Consider the following 17235-nt stretch of genomic DNA (forward strand, 5'->3'; position numbering starts at 1 on the left):
TCAAGCCAGGGAGATCACTCCTTCAGCGATTCCGCCCTGACGAACAACACGCGGCGAGTGTGGACATTGACCTCCACGGCGGCGACCGCCACCTCCTCGCCGACTTCGGGCCGCACCTCGCCGAACTCGGCCGCCGGAAGCAGTCCATCGAAGTCCTCGCGGACCCGGACAAATGCTCCCATATCCCCGAGTTTGACGACCTGCCCCACGACAGGCTCCATGAAGGAGTCCCGCGCATAGGCCCGCAGCGGATCGTCCTGCAGATCCTTCAGCGACAGCGTCACATCGCCGGACAGCTCGCCGACGCCGAGAACCATCACCGACAGTTCCTGGCCGACGCGGACGATCTCATCACTGCTCGAGAACGGCCGCCACGACATGTTCGCCGTGCTCAGCAGCCCGTGAACGCCACCGAGGTCGATGATCGCGCCGGTGGGAAAGACGGATTCCACCACACCCCGCAGGACCGTTCCCGGTGTGAGAGCGCTGAGCCCGCTCCGCTGCCCGCCTTCTGCTGTCATCCGGAGAATCCCTTCTCGTACGACGTCCAGTAGGAATTCTCGATCATCGAGTTGAACCGGGGAATGTCCTTCTGGGGTATCACCCATTCGTATTCCACGGCTCCTCGGGAATTCTCGTGCCGCTGCCGGTACTGCTCGGGCGGGAACTCCGCCTCGAACTCCGGCTTCATCACGTACTCCCAGTAACCGTTCTCGTAGCCGGGCTGACCAGCATACTGCTCCGCCACTCCTCGGCTGCCGCCCACATAGGCCGTTCCCTCGTGCCGACCGTGCTGGCCGTGGGCCGAGGAGACGAGGCCGTTCTCGGTCGCGTCCTTCTGCCCGGCGTGGGGCGCCCGGAACAGCGACGGGCCCTCGCCCTCGGCCTTCTGCCGCTTGGGCTTCTCGGGCGCGGGCTGCGGCGTCGGCGCCGGCTTCTTCTTCATTGGCATCGAGCCCGGACCCGGCTTGGACGGGCTCGGCTTCCGGGTCACCAGGTCGGCGACCATGCTGGGGAGCGTGTAGGTCCACTTGTCGGTGTTGTAGCCGTGGCTCGCCACCCAGTTGTCGTACTGCGTGCCGTAGTCGCAGCCGGGAGCGCCGGCCCCGCCGTTCCAGCAGTCGCCGTCGACGAGCCAGCCGCCGTACTCCGCCGCGTGCGGGACGTTGCCGATGAGGCCGTAGAACACTTCCCCGGTGCCCATGTAGATACCGCTGGCGGTGTCCGAGACGGCGTCCGCGGCATCCTCGCACCAGTCGATCCCGAAGCAGTGCCCGTCGAGCTCGACGTTGCTGACCGGATTGCCGCCGCCGAAGGCGTACCGGTTTCCGGTGAAGGGATCGGAACCGAGCCGCATGTCCTCCAGGGCCCCGTTGTACATGTCCCGGGTCGTGAAGCGGTTCAGCCCCGGGCTGTAGTCGCGGAAGCCCATGTCGTACGTGCCGGTCGCGGCGTCCCAGCGCTTCGAGTTGAAGCGGTAGGGGTTGTACGCCTCCTTGTCGGGCTGGGCGGTGTCGGGCTTGTCGATGCCGGTGAACTCGGACTTGTCGTCCGAGCCGTAGACCGTGTAGCCGTAGGTCGCCTTGGTGTCACCGCCGGCGTCGGTGAGGGTCTCGGTGTCGGCGTGGCCGTTGTAGCCGTAGACACCCAGCTCCTCGGTGTCGTCGCTGTTGTGCTTCAGCTGCGACAGCCGCTCGCCCCACGGTGAGTACTGGTAGGACTTGGTGACCGCACCGGCCACGGACTCGCTCAGCACCTCACTGCTCGTGCCGAGGTAGTTGTACTCGGTGGTCTTGCCGTCCGCGGTCTTGGTCGACGTGCGGTCCAGCGGGTCGAAGGCGTACGTGGTGGTCTTCGACGTGCCGTCGCCCTGCAGCTTGGTGTGCTTGACCACGTGGTCGAAGCCGTCGTAGTCGTTGTCCTCGACCGTCTTGCCGACAGACGTGACGGTGTCGAGCCGGCCGAAGGCGTCGTAGTGGTAGTCCGCCGCGACACCGCCCGTGGTGGCGCGGGTCAGCCGGTTCCTGTCGTATGTGTAGACCGTCTCGACGCCCTTGACGGTCGAGCGGATCACATTGGCGTTGTTGTCGTGGACGTAGCTCTCCGTACCGGCGCCGTTGCCGGTCTTGGTGGCCTCCCTGATCCTGTCAGCCGGATCGTAGGTGTAGTCGGTGGTGGACTCGAGGTACGCCGTGCGGTTGTCGGCGTTCATCTTCTTCGCGACGTCCTGTGCCCGGTTGCCGTTGGCGTCGTAGGCGTAGGTGTGCGAAGAGACGAGGGTGCCGTTCGGCTTCTTCTCGGTCTGGGACTTCTCGGCTCCGTTGAGGAAGTAGGTGTAGTCGACCGTGTTGCCGTTGGCCTTGGTCTCCTTCAGCGTCTGACCACGGTCCGTGTAGGTGTAGCCCGTCACGTGCGGGCTGGTGTCCGAGGCGGACGAGCCGACCTTCACCGTCTTGACCAGGTCCCGCAGGTCGTACAGGTACTGCGAGAACTGGTCGTTATGGGTGACGGTTTCGACCAGGCCGCTGACGTCGTACGTGTAGGAGGTGGCCTTCTTCTCCTGTCCGGTGAGCGCCTCGGTGACCTTCTGGACCTGGTTCTGTCCGGTGTAGACCATCGTGTACGCGTCGACCCTTGCCCCGGAGGAGGTGTCGTCGATCGACGTTGTGTTCCCGTTGACGTCGTAGGCGTACGCGAAGGACTTGCGCTCGGCCCCAGCCGATGGCGCGTCGGTGCGGGTCTTCAGCGACCCGTCCGGCCAGTAGGCGGTGTTCTGAACCCGGGTGGCGGTCCCGCCCGCCGACGTCAGCGTGCGCTTCGTCTGGCGGCCGTCGTCGTCGTACTCGTACGCCGTGCGGATGTCCCACGGGTCGGTCGAGGTGCGGACCTGCCCATTGTCGAAGTAGGTGTAGTCGGTGTCGTTGCGCACCGTCTCGCTGTCGGACGGCGGCGCGGAGACCTTCTTCACCCTCCCGATCTCGTCGTACACCGTCTGCGTGTAGACGTTCGGGTCGTTGTAGCGGCTGTCGGCCGGGTCATACGGCTGGAACTGCTTCACCGGCCGGTTGAGCCTGTCGAATTCGGTGCGATGGACGAAGTCGTCTGCCGAGCCTGCCGTGTTCACACCGCGCGGCGTGATCACCTTGACGACGTTGCCGACCTCGTCGTACTCGGTCCTGGTGGTGCGGACGGTGGTGCCGTCGTACGGCACCCGCTTCTCGACGGCCTTGCCCCGCTCGTCGTAGATCATCTCGCTCTTGTTGCGCTCCCTGTCGGTCACCTCCTTGACCAGGGAGTCCTTGTCGTAGGTGCGGGTGGTGTACTTGCCGGCCGCGTCGGTGACTCGGGTCACACGGTGGTTGAGGTCGTAGGCCGTCTTGGTGGTGTAGTCGGTGGCGTCGGTCGTGGCGTTCTTCTTGGGGTCGATGACCGTGACCACGTTGCCGACGTTGTCGTACTCGTACGAGACCTTGTCGCCCTTAGCGTTGACGACGCTGGTGAGCTGGTAGACGGCGTCGTAGTTGTTGGTCGTGACGTAGTCCGTGGCGTCCGTCGTGGTGGCCACGCCCTTGGGCTCGGTCGTGGTCCTGAGGTTGCCGACCTTGTCGTACGTGTAGGCCGTACTGCGCCCGGTGTTGTTGTTGTCCGGGTCGGTCGCCTGGGTGACCTGGTCCGCCGCGTCGTACACCGCCTGCGAGACGGCGCCCGTCGGCGAGGTCGCCTTGGTGACGTTGTCGTTCGCGTCGTATTCCGGAGTCGGGGTGGTGATGAAGACGCCGGCCTTCTGGTCCTTGGGCGTCTTCCTCACCAGCGGACGGCCGAAGACGTCGTACGTCTGCGTGGTGGTGAGCTTCCGGCTCTCGGACGTGAGTACCTGGTCGACCTGGGTGACCTGACCGCGCTCGTCGTAGACGTACTCGGTGACGTTGCCCTCGGCGTCGGTGATCGCCTTCGGATACCCGTTGGGGTCGAAGCCGGAGTTGAGCGTCTCGTTGCCGTTGGCGTCGGTGTCCTTGGTCGGCTGGCCGTAGGCGTCGTAGGCGTACGTGGAGGTGTAGTCACCTGCCGTCGTGGTGGCGACGCCCTTGGGGTCCGTGACCGAGGTCAGGTTGCCGAAGGTGTCGTAGCCGAACTGCCACTTGCGCCCCTCGGGTGAGGTCTTGGTGAACAGGTCGGCGGAGAAGCCGTCGACGCGGGTCTGGTACGTGTACTTCGTGGCACCAGGCAGACTGCCGTCGTTGGCCGGGTCGCAGTAGTACGTGGCCACCAGTTGCTCGGACGCCCAGGACTTGGTCGTCTCGGCGTCCCACTCGCGCAGCGGATAGCCGGTCTTGGGGTCGTAGCAGTATGCGGTCTTGGCGCCGTTCGGCTCCTCCAGATAGGTGACGTTGTTGTCCGCGTCCCAGTTGAGCTTGGAGATCTCCGACTTGGCATTGGTGATCTGCACCTGCCGGCCGAAGTCGTCCAGAACGTAGTCCGCGGCGCGCGACTCGGCGTCGGTGACCTTGGTGTCGATGAACTTCGGGTTCGCGGCGTTCGCCTTGTACGTGAAGCCGGTGTTGTGGTTCAGACGGTCGGTGATCGTCTTGGTCCACCAGTGGTACTTCGGGTCGTCACCGGCCTGCGGCGCGTAGTACGCCATGTTGGTCGCGTTGCCGCGGGGATCGGTGACCTTGACCAGCTTGACGTTCTTGTTCCCCTGCGTGGCGTCGTAGGTGAACCTGAACACCTTGGGCTGGCTCGAGCCGACACCGTCGGTGATCTGGCCGAGCAGACCCTTGGTGGTGTAGTAGAACTCGATCTTCCGGCCCGAGATATCCGTCATGGACTTCACGTGGTCGTAGATCTTGGAGTTGTTCAGGCTGCCCGTGTCGGTAGCCAGCACGCCCGAGTCATTGACGTACTGGTAGCCGGACTGGCCCTTGGTCCAGTAGTCGACGGTCAGCGTCTGACGGCCGGCCGGGTCGGTGATGTACTTGAGGAACTTGGTCGGCTTGTTGTTGGACTTGCGCTCCTCGTACGTGAACGTCTGCGTGTTGCCGTTCCGGTCGACCGTCGACGTCATGTAGCCGTCGCAGCCGAACAGGAACCGCGTGCCGTCCGGGCGCGTGAGCGTCCAGGCGTCCGGCACCGGGTCCTTGGTCGGCTTGCAGTCCAGGCCCGACTTCATCGTGACCTTGTAGTGGACGCCCGCAGGAGCCTTCCACACGCTGTTCGTGCTGTCCCAGCGGAAGACGTGCGTCGTACCGTCACCGTCCGGAAGACGGATCTCCGTCGGGTTCGACTTGGGGTGGAAGTCCAGCGGCGCCCCGAGCCGGATCGGCCCTGATGCCTGCATGGACCAGCCGTGACCCGCCACCGTGTCGGAGGTGTCGAGGGTGTTGTACGCCAGGCGCGCGAAGGTGTTGAGCCCGCGGCCCGGGTTGTTGATGGCGTTGTACTGCCACACGCTGTTGCCGGAGGCCAGGTTGTTCATGACCGACGACCCGGCACCGGTGTTCTTGCCCGTGTACGAGTAGAACTTCTCCATGCCCAGCGTGTTGGAGGTCGGGTCCTCCACCGCCACGTTCTGCTTCAGCGGCGGAATACCGCCGGTCCCGGCCGACAGCCAGCTGCCGTCCGAGATCTTGCGGACGTCCCAGCCGAGCACGTACTCGTTGCGCTTGTTGCCCGAGTCCGAGTTGATCGGGGTGGCGACCTTCGCCTGGATCGTGGCCGACTTGCCCGGCAGCAGCGCCGGGATCGCCGTCTTGAGCTGGTTGCCGCCGGTCGTCACGTCCGTGCCGTCGGGCAGCTTCCACGTGTAGGACAGCTCCCGCTCACCCGCGGCCCACGCCGAGGCGGTGGTGTTGGTGACCGTGAACTCCACCGTGTACGTGGTGTTCGGAGTCATCCGGGCCGGAGTCGTGGGCGCGTAGTACGTGTCCTCCGTCGTGGAGTCCACGTAGATGACCTGCATGTACGGGCGCAGCTGCGGGTCGGCGGCTTCCGCCGACAGGAACAGGGTGCGCTCCTGCGGGCCGGTCGTCGACTCGTCCTTCAGCCGGACCGCGACGCCCTTGTTGCTGGTGGGCGTCTTCACCCAGCCCTGCATCAGGCTCGTGGCGTCCCACCAGTGGCGGCCGACGTCCGACATGTTCGCGACGGTGTCCGAGACGGTGGCGGACATGTCGCCGCCGGCCGTGGTCCACGCGGTGGTGGAGTTGGCGTTGTTCCAGGTGGCCTGGGTCTCGGTGAAGTCGCGGGTCAGGGAGTGGAGTTCGTAGATCGCTCCGCTGCTGCCCGTGGTGGTCTCCGCGCCCCACATGTACATCTTGTTCTCGAGCACCGTGGCGGTGGTCGGAATGGATGTGGTGGGGAACTTCAGCACCGCACGCGTCTTGCCGTAGGTGCTGGAGTTGTTGCCGACGCTCAGCCACTTCTGGCCGACGCCCCAGGACTGGATGGTGTCCTGGTTGGTGGTCGGCTGGGCGGAGGAGAGCGTGGTGTCGGTGACACCGCCCTGGCTGCCCTGGATGATCTTCATCGTCCGGCCGGCCTTGGGGATGCCCACCACACGCGTCGGTGAACCGAGCAGCTGCCCGCCCGCCGTCTTGACCGCGATCTGGTAGTAGTACGACTTCCCGATCTCAGCGCTGCTGGAGTCCGGGGTCGGGACGGCGGTGGTGTCCGTGTGGGTGGTGGCGGCCTTGTCGATCGGCGCGATCAGCGTCGCCGCGGAGGGCGTGAACGCCTGCTGCGTGGAGCGGTGCAGCTGGTACTCCACGATGTCCAGGCCCGCGTCACCCGTGGTGTTCGTGTACTTCGGCCAGGACAGCTCCGGACCCGTCGAGTGCACGACGGTCGGCGAGTTCAGCGCCGTGCCCACGTTGCCGTAGGTGACCGTCAGCCGCGGCAGGGAGGACGTCTCGCCGCCGTAGTCGCCGTCACCGGCCTCGTAGCGGGGGCCGCCGGTCAGGGCGGTCGACGACTCGTCGGTCGCCTTGAGCACGAAGCCGTGGTTGGTGGCGGTGCCCGAGACCCACTTCTGGACGGTGTCGGTGACCGGGAACTTGTGCCACTGGTTGTACTCGCCCGTGTTCTTCACGATCGACGCCGGGTTCACCAGCCGGACCGAGTCGGCGAGGGTACGGGTGGTGGCGCTGCCGGTGTCGCCGAGCACGATCTTGCCGGTGTTGCCCTTGGCGAAGTCGTACTGCGTGGCGTCCAGCGTCTTCCAGACCCCGCCCGTACCAGTCTGGTTGACCGTGTAGCTCTTCGTGCCGCCGTTGTAGGTGACGGTGTACGGGGCGGCCGTCGCCGCGTCGGACGCGGCCGGGTAGTGGACGTCGACCCGGTAGCTCGCGGTCTCCGGGACCTTCGGCTGCCAGGTGTACGTCTCGCCGGTGGCGGTGTTCTTGTTGTACGCGTAGTCGCCGTTGATCGCGGCGCTCGTGCTGCCCTTCGGCCACTCGCCGACCGCCGCGGTACCGGGGTCGCCGTCGTCCTGCTGCACGGTCGTGCCGGACAACTCGCCGACCAGCGCACTGGTGTTGGACCAGGTCGCCGTCGACTCGTCCCAGGCACCGGTGGCCCGGTAGGCACCGATGGTGACGTCGTTGCCGTTGGTGGTGTGCGCCTGGTCGAAGTACATCTCCAGGCGCGCCGAGTCGATCTTGGTGCCCGTCGGGATCTCGTTCAGCGGGAACTTGATCAGCGAACGCGACAGACCGGTGTCGGTCTTGCCCGCCGACAGCTTCCAGCTGGTGTTGAAGTTCACCGACGGCTGGTCGGAGAGGACCATGGTGTCCTGGGACACCGACGCGTTCGGCGTGATGGTGATCGTCGGGTCGATCCGTACCGGGTACTGGCGCTGGACCGACGCCAGCCACGCCGCATCCGGCGTGACCTTGATCTTCCACTGCTTGCCGTCACGGATCAGCTGCTGGCGCACCTTCGTGCTGTAAGCCAGCCCGTACGGCGACGACGCGTCCTTCTTCGCGTCCGTCATGAACGCGGCCGGGATCACCATGACCGGCGTGTTCGGCAGCTCACCGAACAACGCGATCGAGCCGTCCTTGCGCGCCTTCGGCGTCAGACCGCCCGCGTCGAGCGTGAACGTGTACGACACCGGGCCCGAAGGGGCCTCGGCGAGCACGATGTTCTCCTTCACCCGGCCCGGCCCGACCTGGTACTCCAGGTCGGCTCCACCGGCGGCGATGTCCTTGTAGAGGACCGTGTCGCCCTTCGCCGCCGGCACCGAGCCCTTGGCGGCGCCGTCCAGCCCGAGGGTGACGGCCGGTCCTTCATCGCCTGCCTGGAACTTCAGCAGCTTGCCGTCACCGTCGGCCGCTCCGAACCAACTGCGCGCTGTGTTCGACGTGTTCGCGAAGTCGAAGCCCTTCGCGTCCGACGCCCGCACCGTCGTGTCGATCGGCTTCCACGACCCGCCCGACCGGTACGACACGGGCTTCGCCGACAGCTCCGCCTCCACCCGCCCGTCCGACATCTGCCAGAACCGCGCCTGCGGCGTCCGCCGCTCGACCAGCTCCTTCACCCGCTTCGCGGGCGGCAGCTTCTCACCCTTGGGCAGCTTCTCGCGGCTGGGAATCTCCAGCTTGCCGCCCACCGGCGGCTTCGCGGCCCTCTCCTCGTCCTCGTCCGAGAACCAGCCCGCTATCGTGTCGACGACACCCGGGTCGCCGTCCTTGCCCGGCTCAGACGGTGGGGCCGCATAGGCGACCTGCGGCAGCAGCGTTCCCGCCACCGCCGACACCACCAAACAGGAGATATATCTCCCGTAGGGGATTTTCACCTCGATACCTTTCCGTACGGCGCACCGCACTCACCGCACGGAAAGGCTCCGCAGACGGAAAACGGCACGCCGAATAAGCCCGCCGGGGAATTCCGACGCGCCTGAACAGTGCCGCTCATCTGCGCGCGAGCAGGGATCGGACCACCTCGCGAGCGCGGCAAGGGGATTATTGATCAGCGAAGTGACGCCACGTCAAGTGCACGGACATTCAGGGCAACCCACGGGCACCCCAGCCGCCTAATCCTTTTTGTCCAGTTGCTCGCGCGGCGCGCCAGGCATGGTGTATGACCGCCCGGTTCGACCGCACCCGATTCAGCCGACTCACCGAGGGCCGGGCCCCGTTCATACCACCTGCACTGACGAACTGCGGGCCGCAGACCGGTGATCAGGCGCGGATGAGTCCCACATTCGTGGAGTCCCCGCATTGGCGCCAATGAAGAGGGCTGCGGGACTCATGGAGGAAGCCGCCGCGATCCGCGATGCGGCCGAAGCCGCCGTTGTTGCCGCCCTGAAGCCGATCGAGACGGCCACTCGCAGCACACCCCCCGGGCGTCCGGCAGCCGATTCCGGCCGCAGACCAGGCGGCTCTGCTGGCCATCGCCGGCGGCGCCAAGCTCCACGAGCACCTCCTCACCGGCCGGATGTCCGTGGCCACCGCCTCCGGCACACGGATGCGACGACCGGTCACAGGCGAGGCTGGCCCCCTCTCGCCGGTCCGCCCGGCAGCGTCATTCACCCGCCCGGCTGCCATGCCGAAGGCCCCCGCTCCACGCCCGCCCGGCCGCTCACGCTGAATGCCGGGGCCGACCGGCGCGGCGAAACATAGCCGACGATCGCCGGTTAGCCAAACCGGCGATTCTCCGGACTCTTATACAGCAGCCGGGCCAAAGCCCCGGTGCCCTTCCACGAAATCCCTATACTTCATGGAGGTTTCTTCCGCATGTGCTCCACCCGAATTGCCATATCCGCCGCGATGCTCGGCGCACTCGCTCTGCCGTTGCTGTCCGCCACCGCCGCGAATGCGGCCCCCGTCGCCACCGCGGCGACTGCCGTCCCGATGAGTAGCTGCTCCTCTCTCCCGCCGCTTCCGTACGAGGTCCACACGAAGGCTGTGACCGTCCGGTCCAAGGCCACCACGAAGTCCACCGTGGTCGGGGTGCTCTACCGCAGTCACAAGTTCACCGTGCACAAGAAGAGCGGTAACTGGCTCTACATCACGGATAGGACGACCGGCGTAAAGGGCTGGGTCTCCGGCACGTACGTCTACCGAGACGTCCGCATGTGCCTCAGCTGACAGGCGCGCAGCAGTAACCCGCCTACCTGATAGCCGAGTTGCCGGACCGTTCGTCAATTCCCTGCCCCTGAAGTTCCAGGTGTCGCCTTCCGGAAGGAGTTCCCCTTGTCCGACGACATACCCGATGGCACTGAGGATGCCGTGGGTGTGCTCACCGAACGGATCGAAGCCCACTTCGATATGGGCATGGATCAGTTGAGGGCCGCAGTCGCCCTCGAGCCGGCCGCGAATCCTGACGCCACCGAGGTCGTCAAGTGGCATGGCCTTCTCGTCGACTCCCAGTCTGTGCTCGACCGAGCGGAGGACGACCTCCTCGCCGCGCTGGAGACACAGCCCGGTGAGGTCGACGACCCGACGATGGGCCTCGCCCAGCGCGTCAACGCGGCCGTCACGGCACGCGACGGCCGGGCCCTGGTCGTGCGGTGGCTTCTCGATCCGGAGGCTCCGGGGAAGAAGGGCCTCGCTGCCGAACGCCTTGCCCGTCTCAATCGCGGAGCCCGCAAGGGCCCGGCGGTGCCGACCAGCGCTCCGCACCGCCCCGCACTTGCGCCGGTGTCGGTGCCGCGAGCGGGAAGGGCCGTGCTGTGAGCGTCCCGCTCAAGTCCAGCACCGCAGACGGCCAGCTGCAGGAGGTCTTCGGCGCCCCGGTCGCCGATCTGTACGCGACGGCTACCGGACCTGACGCCCCTCCCGCGCTGACCCGCGCCCTGGAGCTGCGCTCCTTCCTCGCCTTGGCCGAGGAGCAGGTCGCCCGCGTCCGCGACCGCGTGCACGAGGCGATGGCACCCGACCGGGACATGGGCGAGCTGTCAGTCGGTAACCTCCGCTTCGACGCGCAGTGGCTGGAGGCGGCGCTCGATGCCCGCCACGGCTACCGCGCCGCGCTCGGCGAGCTGCTGCGCACCATGCCACCCCCCGACCAGCAGTCCCGCCCCGTCCGTACGGCGCAGCCGGTGGTCGCCGCCGCCCTGCCCCGTCCCTTGCCGCCCCGGCCCCCGCGCGTGCCGGGGCGGCAAGGGCCCGCCGACCGGCACGATGGCGGGCGCGTCGGTGAAGACGATGCGGCGGTACGCCTACTCACTGGCGGTCTGGTTGACGTTCCTCCACATCTTCGGCCGCCGCTGGGACGAGGCGACGCTCGCTGATGTTGAGGCGTACAAGGACTGGCGGCTCACCGACGTCCGCAACGACGAACGGGTCAAGGGCATGAGCTTCGACACCGACCGCGCGGCGCTCAACTGCTTCTACACCTGGGCCGGCCCTCGCTATCGGACGATCAACCCGGTAGCCGCCGTTCCTCGCCAAGTCCCCTCCCCGAAGCCCACCGCGGTGTTCGACCGGTCCGGGATTCCCCCGGCCAGGAACGGGCGTGATCCGCTGCGGCCGGCGGCCAGCCGTCGGCGCCAGGTGAAGTGGCTGCTCCGTAGCGGCTACGAGCAGTGGCGCAACATCGGTCTGCGTGGCTACGGGTTCGACGGCCTGCGCCGTCCGGGCTGGCGCGGGTACAACGAGGACCGGACGTCGCCTTCGTCGACAGCCTGTACGGCACGGGACTCCGGCTTCAGGAGTGGGCCAGCATCCTCGACGTCGAGCTGCCGTTCGGTGAGCGAGGGCGCTATCCGAAAGCGTGGCTGGCCGCCGCGTGCATCAAGGGTGCCCCGGATGAGGGCCGTTACTACCGGATTCCGCGCCGCGCGCTGTCCACCGTGGCCTCGTACATGGATGCGGTGGAAGGATCGCGGGCGGAGGTGATCCGCCGCGCCCAGCGGGCCGGTCGCTACGACCGGTTGCCCGGGGCGCGGATCATGACGGGCTACAGTGCCCGCACGCGGGAGCTGCACATCCAGACGGCGTCCGGGGCTTCGGTGCCGCTCTCCTTGGATGTCCTCGGCCCCGACGAGCGTCTTCGCCTGTTCCGCATGACGCCCAACGGCCTGGAGCCGCTCGCCGTGTGGCTCTCTCACGACGGCCTGCCGAAGAAGGTCGGCGGCTGGGAGGACACCTTCCGGGATGCCAACGAGCGCATCGCCGATCTGTGGGCCGACCTTTCAGCGGAAGAGCTGACGCCGGAGGAGCGCGAACGGCGCCGGGCCCAGTGCCCCGTATGGGCTCGCGCCCACATGCTCCGGCATTCGTTCGCCTTGCGCTGGTACCTGGTGCTGTCCATGGTGTGGCAGCCCCACCTGGACGGCTTCACCGATGAGCAGCTCAAGGACCTTCGTGATCAGTTCGGCGATGTCTGGTACGCCCTGTCGATCTTGTTGGGCCACAGCCACCCGGACACCACCCGCGATCATTACCTGGCGCCCTTCACCGGTCTCCATGTCGACTATCTGATGGCGCTGCTCGACGAGGACGAGCAGCGGGCGATGGAGTCGCTCGTCCGCACGGCCGTGGCCGCCACCGGGGTGGTCCTGGCGGCGGAGGGCGCTCGGTGAGCAGGGGCGGACGGCGGGCGAGTATGCCTTCGGGCTCGTGGCAGCCGCCGCAGCGCGGCCTCGTTCCGGAGGCGGGCGGCACACTGGTTCGGTTCGTGGTGGAATCGGGAGAGCAGTCCAAGACGTACGACTTCTCCATCTGCGGCCCCCGAGCTGCAGCAGTGGCTGGCCAGGTGTCTCAGCCGCCGGATCGGCACGGCACGCACCCCGGTCAAGCGGCTCACCGCAGCCGAGACTTACTTTGGGGCGCTGCGCGGATTCGCGCGTGTCCTGAGCGGGCAGCAGCCGGTGCCAACTCGCCCGGAGGAGCTGGCGGGTACGCACATCCGCGCGTTTGTGGAGCATTACGACGAGCAGCCGAAGCGTCAGCATTCTGCCTTCAAGGAGCTGCGTTCCGTGTTGCGGAACGATCCGGAGCTCCCGGAGGACGCCCGTCAGGCCCTCTTCGACGTTCGGGTGAAGGAGCCCGAGGTGATCCGCCCCGGGGCCTACACGGACGACGACTGGCAGGCGATCACGACGGCGGCGCGGCGAGACATCCGCTTGGCGCGGGAGCGGATCGAGGCCGGTCAGCGCCTGCTGGCGCGGTGGCGCGGTGGTGATCCCACACTCAGCCGACAGGAAGCAGAACGCGGAGCCCTCTTGGACATCTTCGACCGCACCGGCGACCTACCGCGTGAGCCCGGAGGTAAGGGCAACCACACGAAGGCGGTGCTGCGCGCTGGCGGCTTTCGTTACTTGGCCGCGAGCTTGTGTCTGACCAGGCCGGAGGCGACCGCGTTCTGTCTTCTGCTGACCGCGCTGACCCAGGAGAACTTCGGCACGATCGCCGCGTGGCCTGCGGCGCACTTTCACCCGGAGGGCGCCCGGGAAGACGAGCGTGTCGTCCTGGTGGAGGAGTCCAAGCCCCGGCGCGGCCCCGAGCGGGAGCACATGATCACGGCGCTGGAGCACCTGCCCGACGAGGTCGCAGATCTGCTCGGCGCCGGCGCCGACGAGTCCCGCCTCATGCGGTCGCCGCTCCGCCTGTATCTGCTCCTGCTGTCTCTCACGGAGCTGTCGCGTCGCCACGGCGGGACGTCTGCGGCCTTCGCGGTGCTCAACCACCGGCTGGGGCGCTGGGGCGTTGGGGTCCGGGCCGGCGATGTGCGCCTTTGGGCCTGGTCGCATGGCTTCCCCGCCGCCCGGCATGCCACCCCGGGCCGACCGGGTGTGGACACCGACCGCATCCGGCAAACGGCCCTGGAGCGCCGCCGGCATCCCGTGGCGCACTCGCGCCACACCCACAACGACATTAAGGGCGGTGTGGAGTCGATCATTCGGCTGCGCCCGGAGTACTCGGAGGAGACGCCGCAGGGGATCGAGGAGTTCTCCCATCTCCAGGTCACCTGGTTCTTCAACTTCGGTTCCCCCGAGGACGTCGCTCTCCACGCGCGCAGCCCGCGGGACAACCCGGACTGGCCGGCCACGGGAACCTTCGTGCACCACAACCACCGGCGTCCGGCCCGCCTCGCGACTTCGTTCCCCAGGCTGCTCCGCGTCGACGGACGGGACCTGCACGTCACCGACCTCGACGCCGACGACGGCACCCTGGTGGTGGACCTGGTGGCGGTCTTCGAAGAGTTCCTGCCGCGCGGCACCGTCACCCAGCCCACGTGGCCAGGTGAGATGCTGAAGGACTACTGGAGGGACGCCGCCGAACGCTGACTCGGGGCATCCTCCGGAACCGAGACTGGCGGCGCGACGGGACGTGGCCGCCTGAGCGGGAGCCAAGGGCTGCTGTCGCGCAAGGTCGTACCGGGAGGCACTCATCACTCGGTGCCTCCGGCGGCGAGGGGCGGCGCGGCTGCACCTGGTGGAGCCGTTTGCTCACTGCGGATCAGCAATAGATGGGCGCCGGCTTCGGTTAGCTGACTGCGCCGTTCAGCCGCCATGGCCTTGGGGCCTAGGTTCTGTCCGGCGGATCATGTCCGGAGCCATAACCGGATGGCTGCCAGGGTGACGGTGCCGTGGAAGACGTAGGCGCGCTTGTCGTATCTCGTGGCTACGGCCCGGAAGTTCTTGAGCCGGTTGATCGTCCGCTCGACTTCGTTGCGGCGCTTATAGAGCGTGGTGTCGAAGCCAGTGGGCCGGCCCCCTTTGCTGCCGCGGCGTTGGCGGTTGGCCCGCTGGTCTTTCGGCTCGGGGATGGTGTGCTTGATGTGCCGTCGTCGCAGGTAGCGGCGGTTGCGGCGGGAGGAGTACGCCTTGTCGCCACCGAGGTGGTCCGGCCGGGTGCGTGGGTGCCCACCGTTGGGACGGGCGACGCGGATGCGTTCGAGAACCGGGATGAGTTGCGGGGCGTCGCCCCACTGGCCCGGTGTGATCAGCAAGGCCAGTGGGCGGCGTCCGCCTTCACCCGCCAGGTGGATCTTGCAGGTCAGCCCGCCCCGTGATCGTCCGAGTCCCTCGTCGGGGCGGTGCTGCCGGGGCGTTGATCTTTTTTCGGGATGCGCGGCGCTTTCCTGCGGGCCCCGGCGGCGTGCTGGTGAGCGCGGCAGGAGGTCGAGTCCACGCTCACCATGCTCCAGTCGATCCGGCCGTCCGCGTCGGCGTCGGTCTGCACGGCCTGGAGGATCCTGTCCCAGGTGCCGTCCGCCGACCAGCGTCTGTGCCGCTCGTAGACAGTCTTCCAACTGCCGAACCGCGGCGGCAGATCCCGCCACGGAACACCCGTCCGCAGGCGGAAGAGAACCCCGTTGATCACCTTGCGGTGGCTCGTCCAACGCCCGCCCCGCTGCCCCGTCGCGGGCAGATGCGGCTTCAGACGAGTCCACTCCGTATTCGTCAGATCGCCTCGTCCCATGTCCATGGAAACGTCCACGAGGACGACACCACTCAATCAGTGATCCGCCGGACAGAACCTAGGTGCGACGGGGTGGGAAGTACGACCCCATAGGACTGAGTGGCCGTGAGGGCATCGAGCATGCCCACGAACGCGGACGGCGTGGAGGAGCCACGCTCCATGTAGACGCCGGCCAGCGTCAGCTCGTGACGACGGCAGTATTCGGTGATCGCTCTCGTCAGGGCCAGCTGACAAGCGCGCGACACACGCACCAGGCGCAGGAAGCCGAACACGAGCGGACCGGGGACGTGCCGCTGTTCCGTGAGGGGTTCCATGATCATGACCGTCCATCGAGCCGTCGTCGGAGGGGCACTCCGAGCCTGATGCCGGCCGGGTGGTCGGGGAATCCACGGCCGTCCCACTTCTGTCCCACTTCCGTCCACCTGGCGCGACACCGCGTGCTTCGATGGCGACGGAAGGGAGTGGCACGTGGCGACCGTTCATGAATGGACCGGCCTGGAGGCGCTCGCCCTCCGGAAGGCTCTCCGCTTGAGCGTGCGCGCCTTCGCCGAAAAGCTGGGCGTCTCGGTCAATACCGTTAGCAACTGGGAGAAGTTTCTGGCCAAGAGGCGACCCAATACGGAGAGCCAGGCCATCTTGGATACAGCGCTCACCCAGACGAACGCGGCGACCCACGTGCGTTTCGAAACAGAGCTCGCCAAACTCGCTGAGGGAGGCACCTCCGGGGAAGTGGCCGGGCGCGTCACCATTCCCCGCCCGAGAGCCTGGGACTACGAGACCTGGGCAGACGACCTGGAACGTGCAGTCGTGGCCCTCTCCCGCCAGAACTTCCCCTTCGCGGAATCACTGCTGCACCGCTGGACCTCTCGCTACAAAGCCTCGGAACTAGATGAACGGGGCTTGTCCCTGCTGGCCCGGTCCACGCGATGCAGGGAGACCTGCGGCGAGACCAAGGGGCAGTCGTCGGCCCTCTCTCGGCCCAGTACTCATACGCCAACGCTCGATCGCTATACACGCAGTTGGAAATCCCGCGGCGCGTAGCTCAGCTTGATCTCTCCCTAGCCGTCGTCACGGAGACGGTCGGCGAACTTGAGACAGCGGCGCGCCAGTACGAGGACCTTGCGGCCGACGATCGGCTGTCCCATCGTGACCGTGCCCGCGCCTGTCTGTAGGTGGGCACGGCCCTGAGCAAGGACGGCAACCACGACTATGCGGTCAACGTGATGGAAACAGCGGTCCATGCCTTCGAGGACCTCTCCGAGCAGGAGGACTCGGTCGCGCAACAGAAGCTGGCCCTCGCTCACCGCGGTTCCGGGAACCTCGATGCCGCCCTTCGCCTCATCGACCTTGCCCGCAGTACAGGCGTCACGGAATCGCCCAATGCAACGGGTACGCCTGGACACCGCATATGGCCGCATCATGCTCTCCGATCCCGCCACCCTGGATGATGGGCTACACGTCCTCGACGACGCGCCAGGGGGGCGGCCCAGTACGGGTTGAGCCACCAGCTCCGCAGCATCACGGACATCCGGAGGACGGCCGACGGGGCAGCCCGCCCCACACGGCGGTGACCAGGGAGGCGAGCGAGTGACCGACACCCAGCTGGCCATCACCGAGGAACAGATCAGCAACGCCAAGCTGGTCTGGGACTTCCACCAGATGCATCACGACGTGCGTCCAAGCTCGGCAGTCACGATCTCGTCCCACTCTCGTGTTCACCGGCGGCAACAGCCCGACCACAACACCTAGCGTCTGGGTACTTGCGCAGGTCAGGGTCGCGGCGACCGGGTTCGGGTAAGCAAACGGTCAGTATCGGCCCCGACCGGCTCCCGAGGTGGCTCGCCTTGCGGGTGTCGTCGTGGAT

The 17235-nt window shown here is 67.3% G+C and carries 9 protein-coding genes and 3 pseudogenes; 8 read left to right on the forward strand and 4 right to left on the reverse strand.

From position 1 onward, the window contains the following. Positions 1-14: 14 nt before the first annotated feature. Together QFZ82_RS32815 and QFZ82_RS32820 are read right to left on the reverse strand one after the other, a co-directional pair. On the reverse strand, positions 15-521 hold the full coding sequence (locus tag QFZ82_RS32815; RefSeq protein WP_307716574.1) for a S1 RNA-binding domain-containing protein: 507 nt from the start codon (positions 519-521) through the stop codon (positions 15-17). Continuing rightward, positions 518-8488 carry a DNRLRE domain-containing protein gene (locus QFZ82_RS32820; protein WP_373429456.1) on the reverse strand — a complete coding sequence of 2657 codons (7971 nt, stop codon included), beginning with the start codon at positions 8486-8488 and terminating at the stop codon, positions 518-520. The genes QFZ82_RS32815 and QFZ82_RS32820 overlap by 4 nt, the downstream gene beginning before the upstream one ends. Positions 8489-9734: 1246 nt before the next feature. Here QFZ82_RS32820 and QFZ82_RS32825 point away from each other — a divergent pair. From QFZ82_RS32825 to QFZ82_RS32850, 6 genes and pseudogenes are all read left to right on the forward strand, one after another. Next, entirely contained in the window at positions 9735-10088 is a 354-nt protein-coding gene (locus QFZ82_RS32825) for an SH3 domain-containing protein (protein WP_307716575.1), read from the forward strand. Positions 10089-10193: 105 nt separating this feature from the next. Beyond that, positions 10194-10676 (forward strand): hypothetical protein, encoded by a 483-nt coding sequence (locus tag QFZ82_RS32830; protein WP_307716576.1) that lies wholly within the window; start codon positions 10194-10196, stop codon positions 10674-10676. Beyond that, a pseudogene (locus QFZ82_RS32835) lies at positions 10673-11142 on the forward strand (hypothetical protein). The gene QFZ82_RS32830 and the pseudogene QFZ82_RS32835 overlap by 4 nt, the downstream one beginning before the upstream one ends. A 5-nt stretch (positions 11143-11147) precedes the next feature. After that, positions 11148-11285 (forward strand): annotated as a pseudogene (locus QFZ82_RS32840) (hypothetical protein); the annotation flags it as partial. A gap of 242 nt (positions 11286-11527) precedes the next feature. After that, a complete protein-coding gene (locus QFZ82_RS32845) occupies positions 11528-12526 on the forward strand; it encodes a hypothetical protein (RefSeq protein WP_307717999.1) in 999 nt (332 codons plus the stop codon). Positions 12527-13768: 1242 nt separating this feature from the next. Continuing rightward, complete coding sequence (locus QFZ82_RS32850; RefSeq protein WP_373429457.1) at positions 13769-14233, forward strand: TrmO family methyltransferase; 465 nt, start codon at positions 13769-13771, stop codon at positions 14231-14233. Between the two features lie 257 nt (positions 14234-14490). On the opposite strand, the gene QFZ82_RS32855 is transcribed toward QFZ82_RS32850, so the two are convergent. Next, a protein-coding gene (locus QFZ82_RS32855) for an IS5 family transposase (protein WP_307717655.1) occupies positions 14491-15371 on the reverse strand; the annotation gives its coding sequence in 2 pieces (ribosomal slippage) (positions 14491-15011 and positions 15011-15371; 882 coding nt in all). A 32-nt stretch (positions 15372-15403) separates the two neighbouring features. Then, positions 15404-15685 (reverse strand): hypothetical protein, encoded by a 282-nt coding sequence (locus QFZ82_RS32860; protein ID WP_307716577.1) that lies wholly within the window; start codon positions 15683-15685, stop codon positions 15404-15406. A 154-nt stretch (positions 15686-15839) separates the two neighbouring features. Between QFZ82_RS32860 and QFZ82_RS32865 the strand changes: the two are divergent. Continuing rightward, positions 15840-16942 (forward strand): annotated as a pseudogene (locus QFZ82_RS32865) (helix-turn-helix domain-containing protein). Positions 16943-16958: 16 nt separating this feature from the next. Beyond that, a complete protein-coding gene (locus QFZ82_RS32870; protein ID WP_307716578.1) occupies positions 16959-17120 on the forward strand; it encodes a hypothetical protein in 162 nt (53 codons plus the stop codon). Positions 17121-17235 lie beyond the last annotated feature (115 nt).

The sequence above is a fragment of the Streptomyces sp. V4I23 genome (genome assembly GCF_030817975.1).
Lineage (GTDB): Bacteria > Actinomycetota > Actinomycetes > Streptomycetales > Streptomycetaceae > Streptomyces.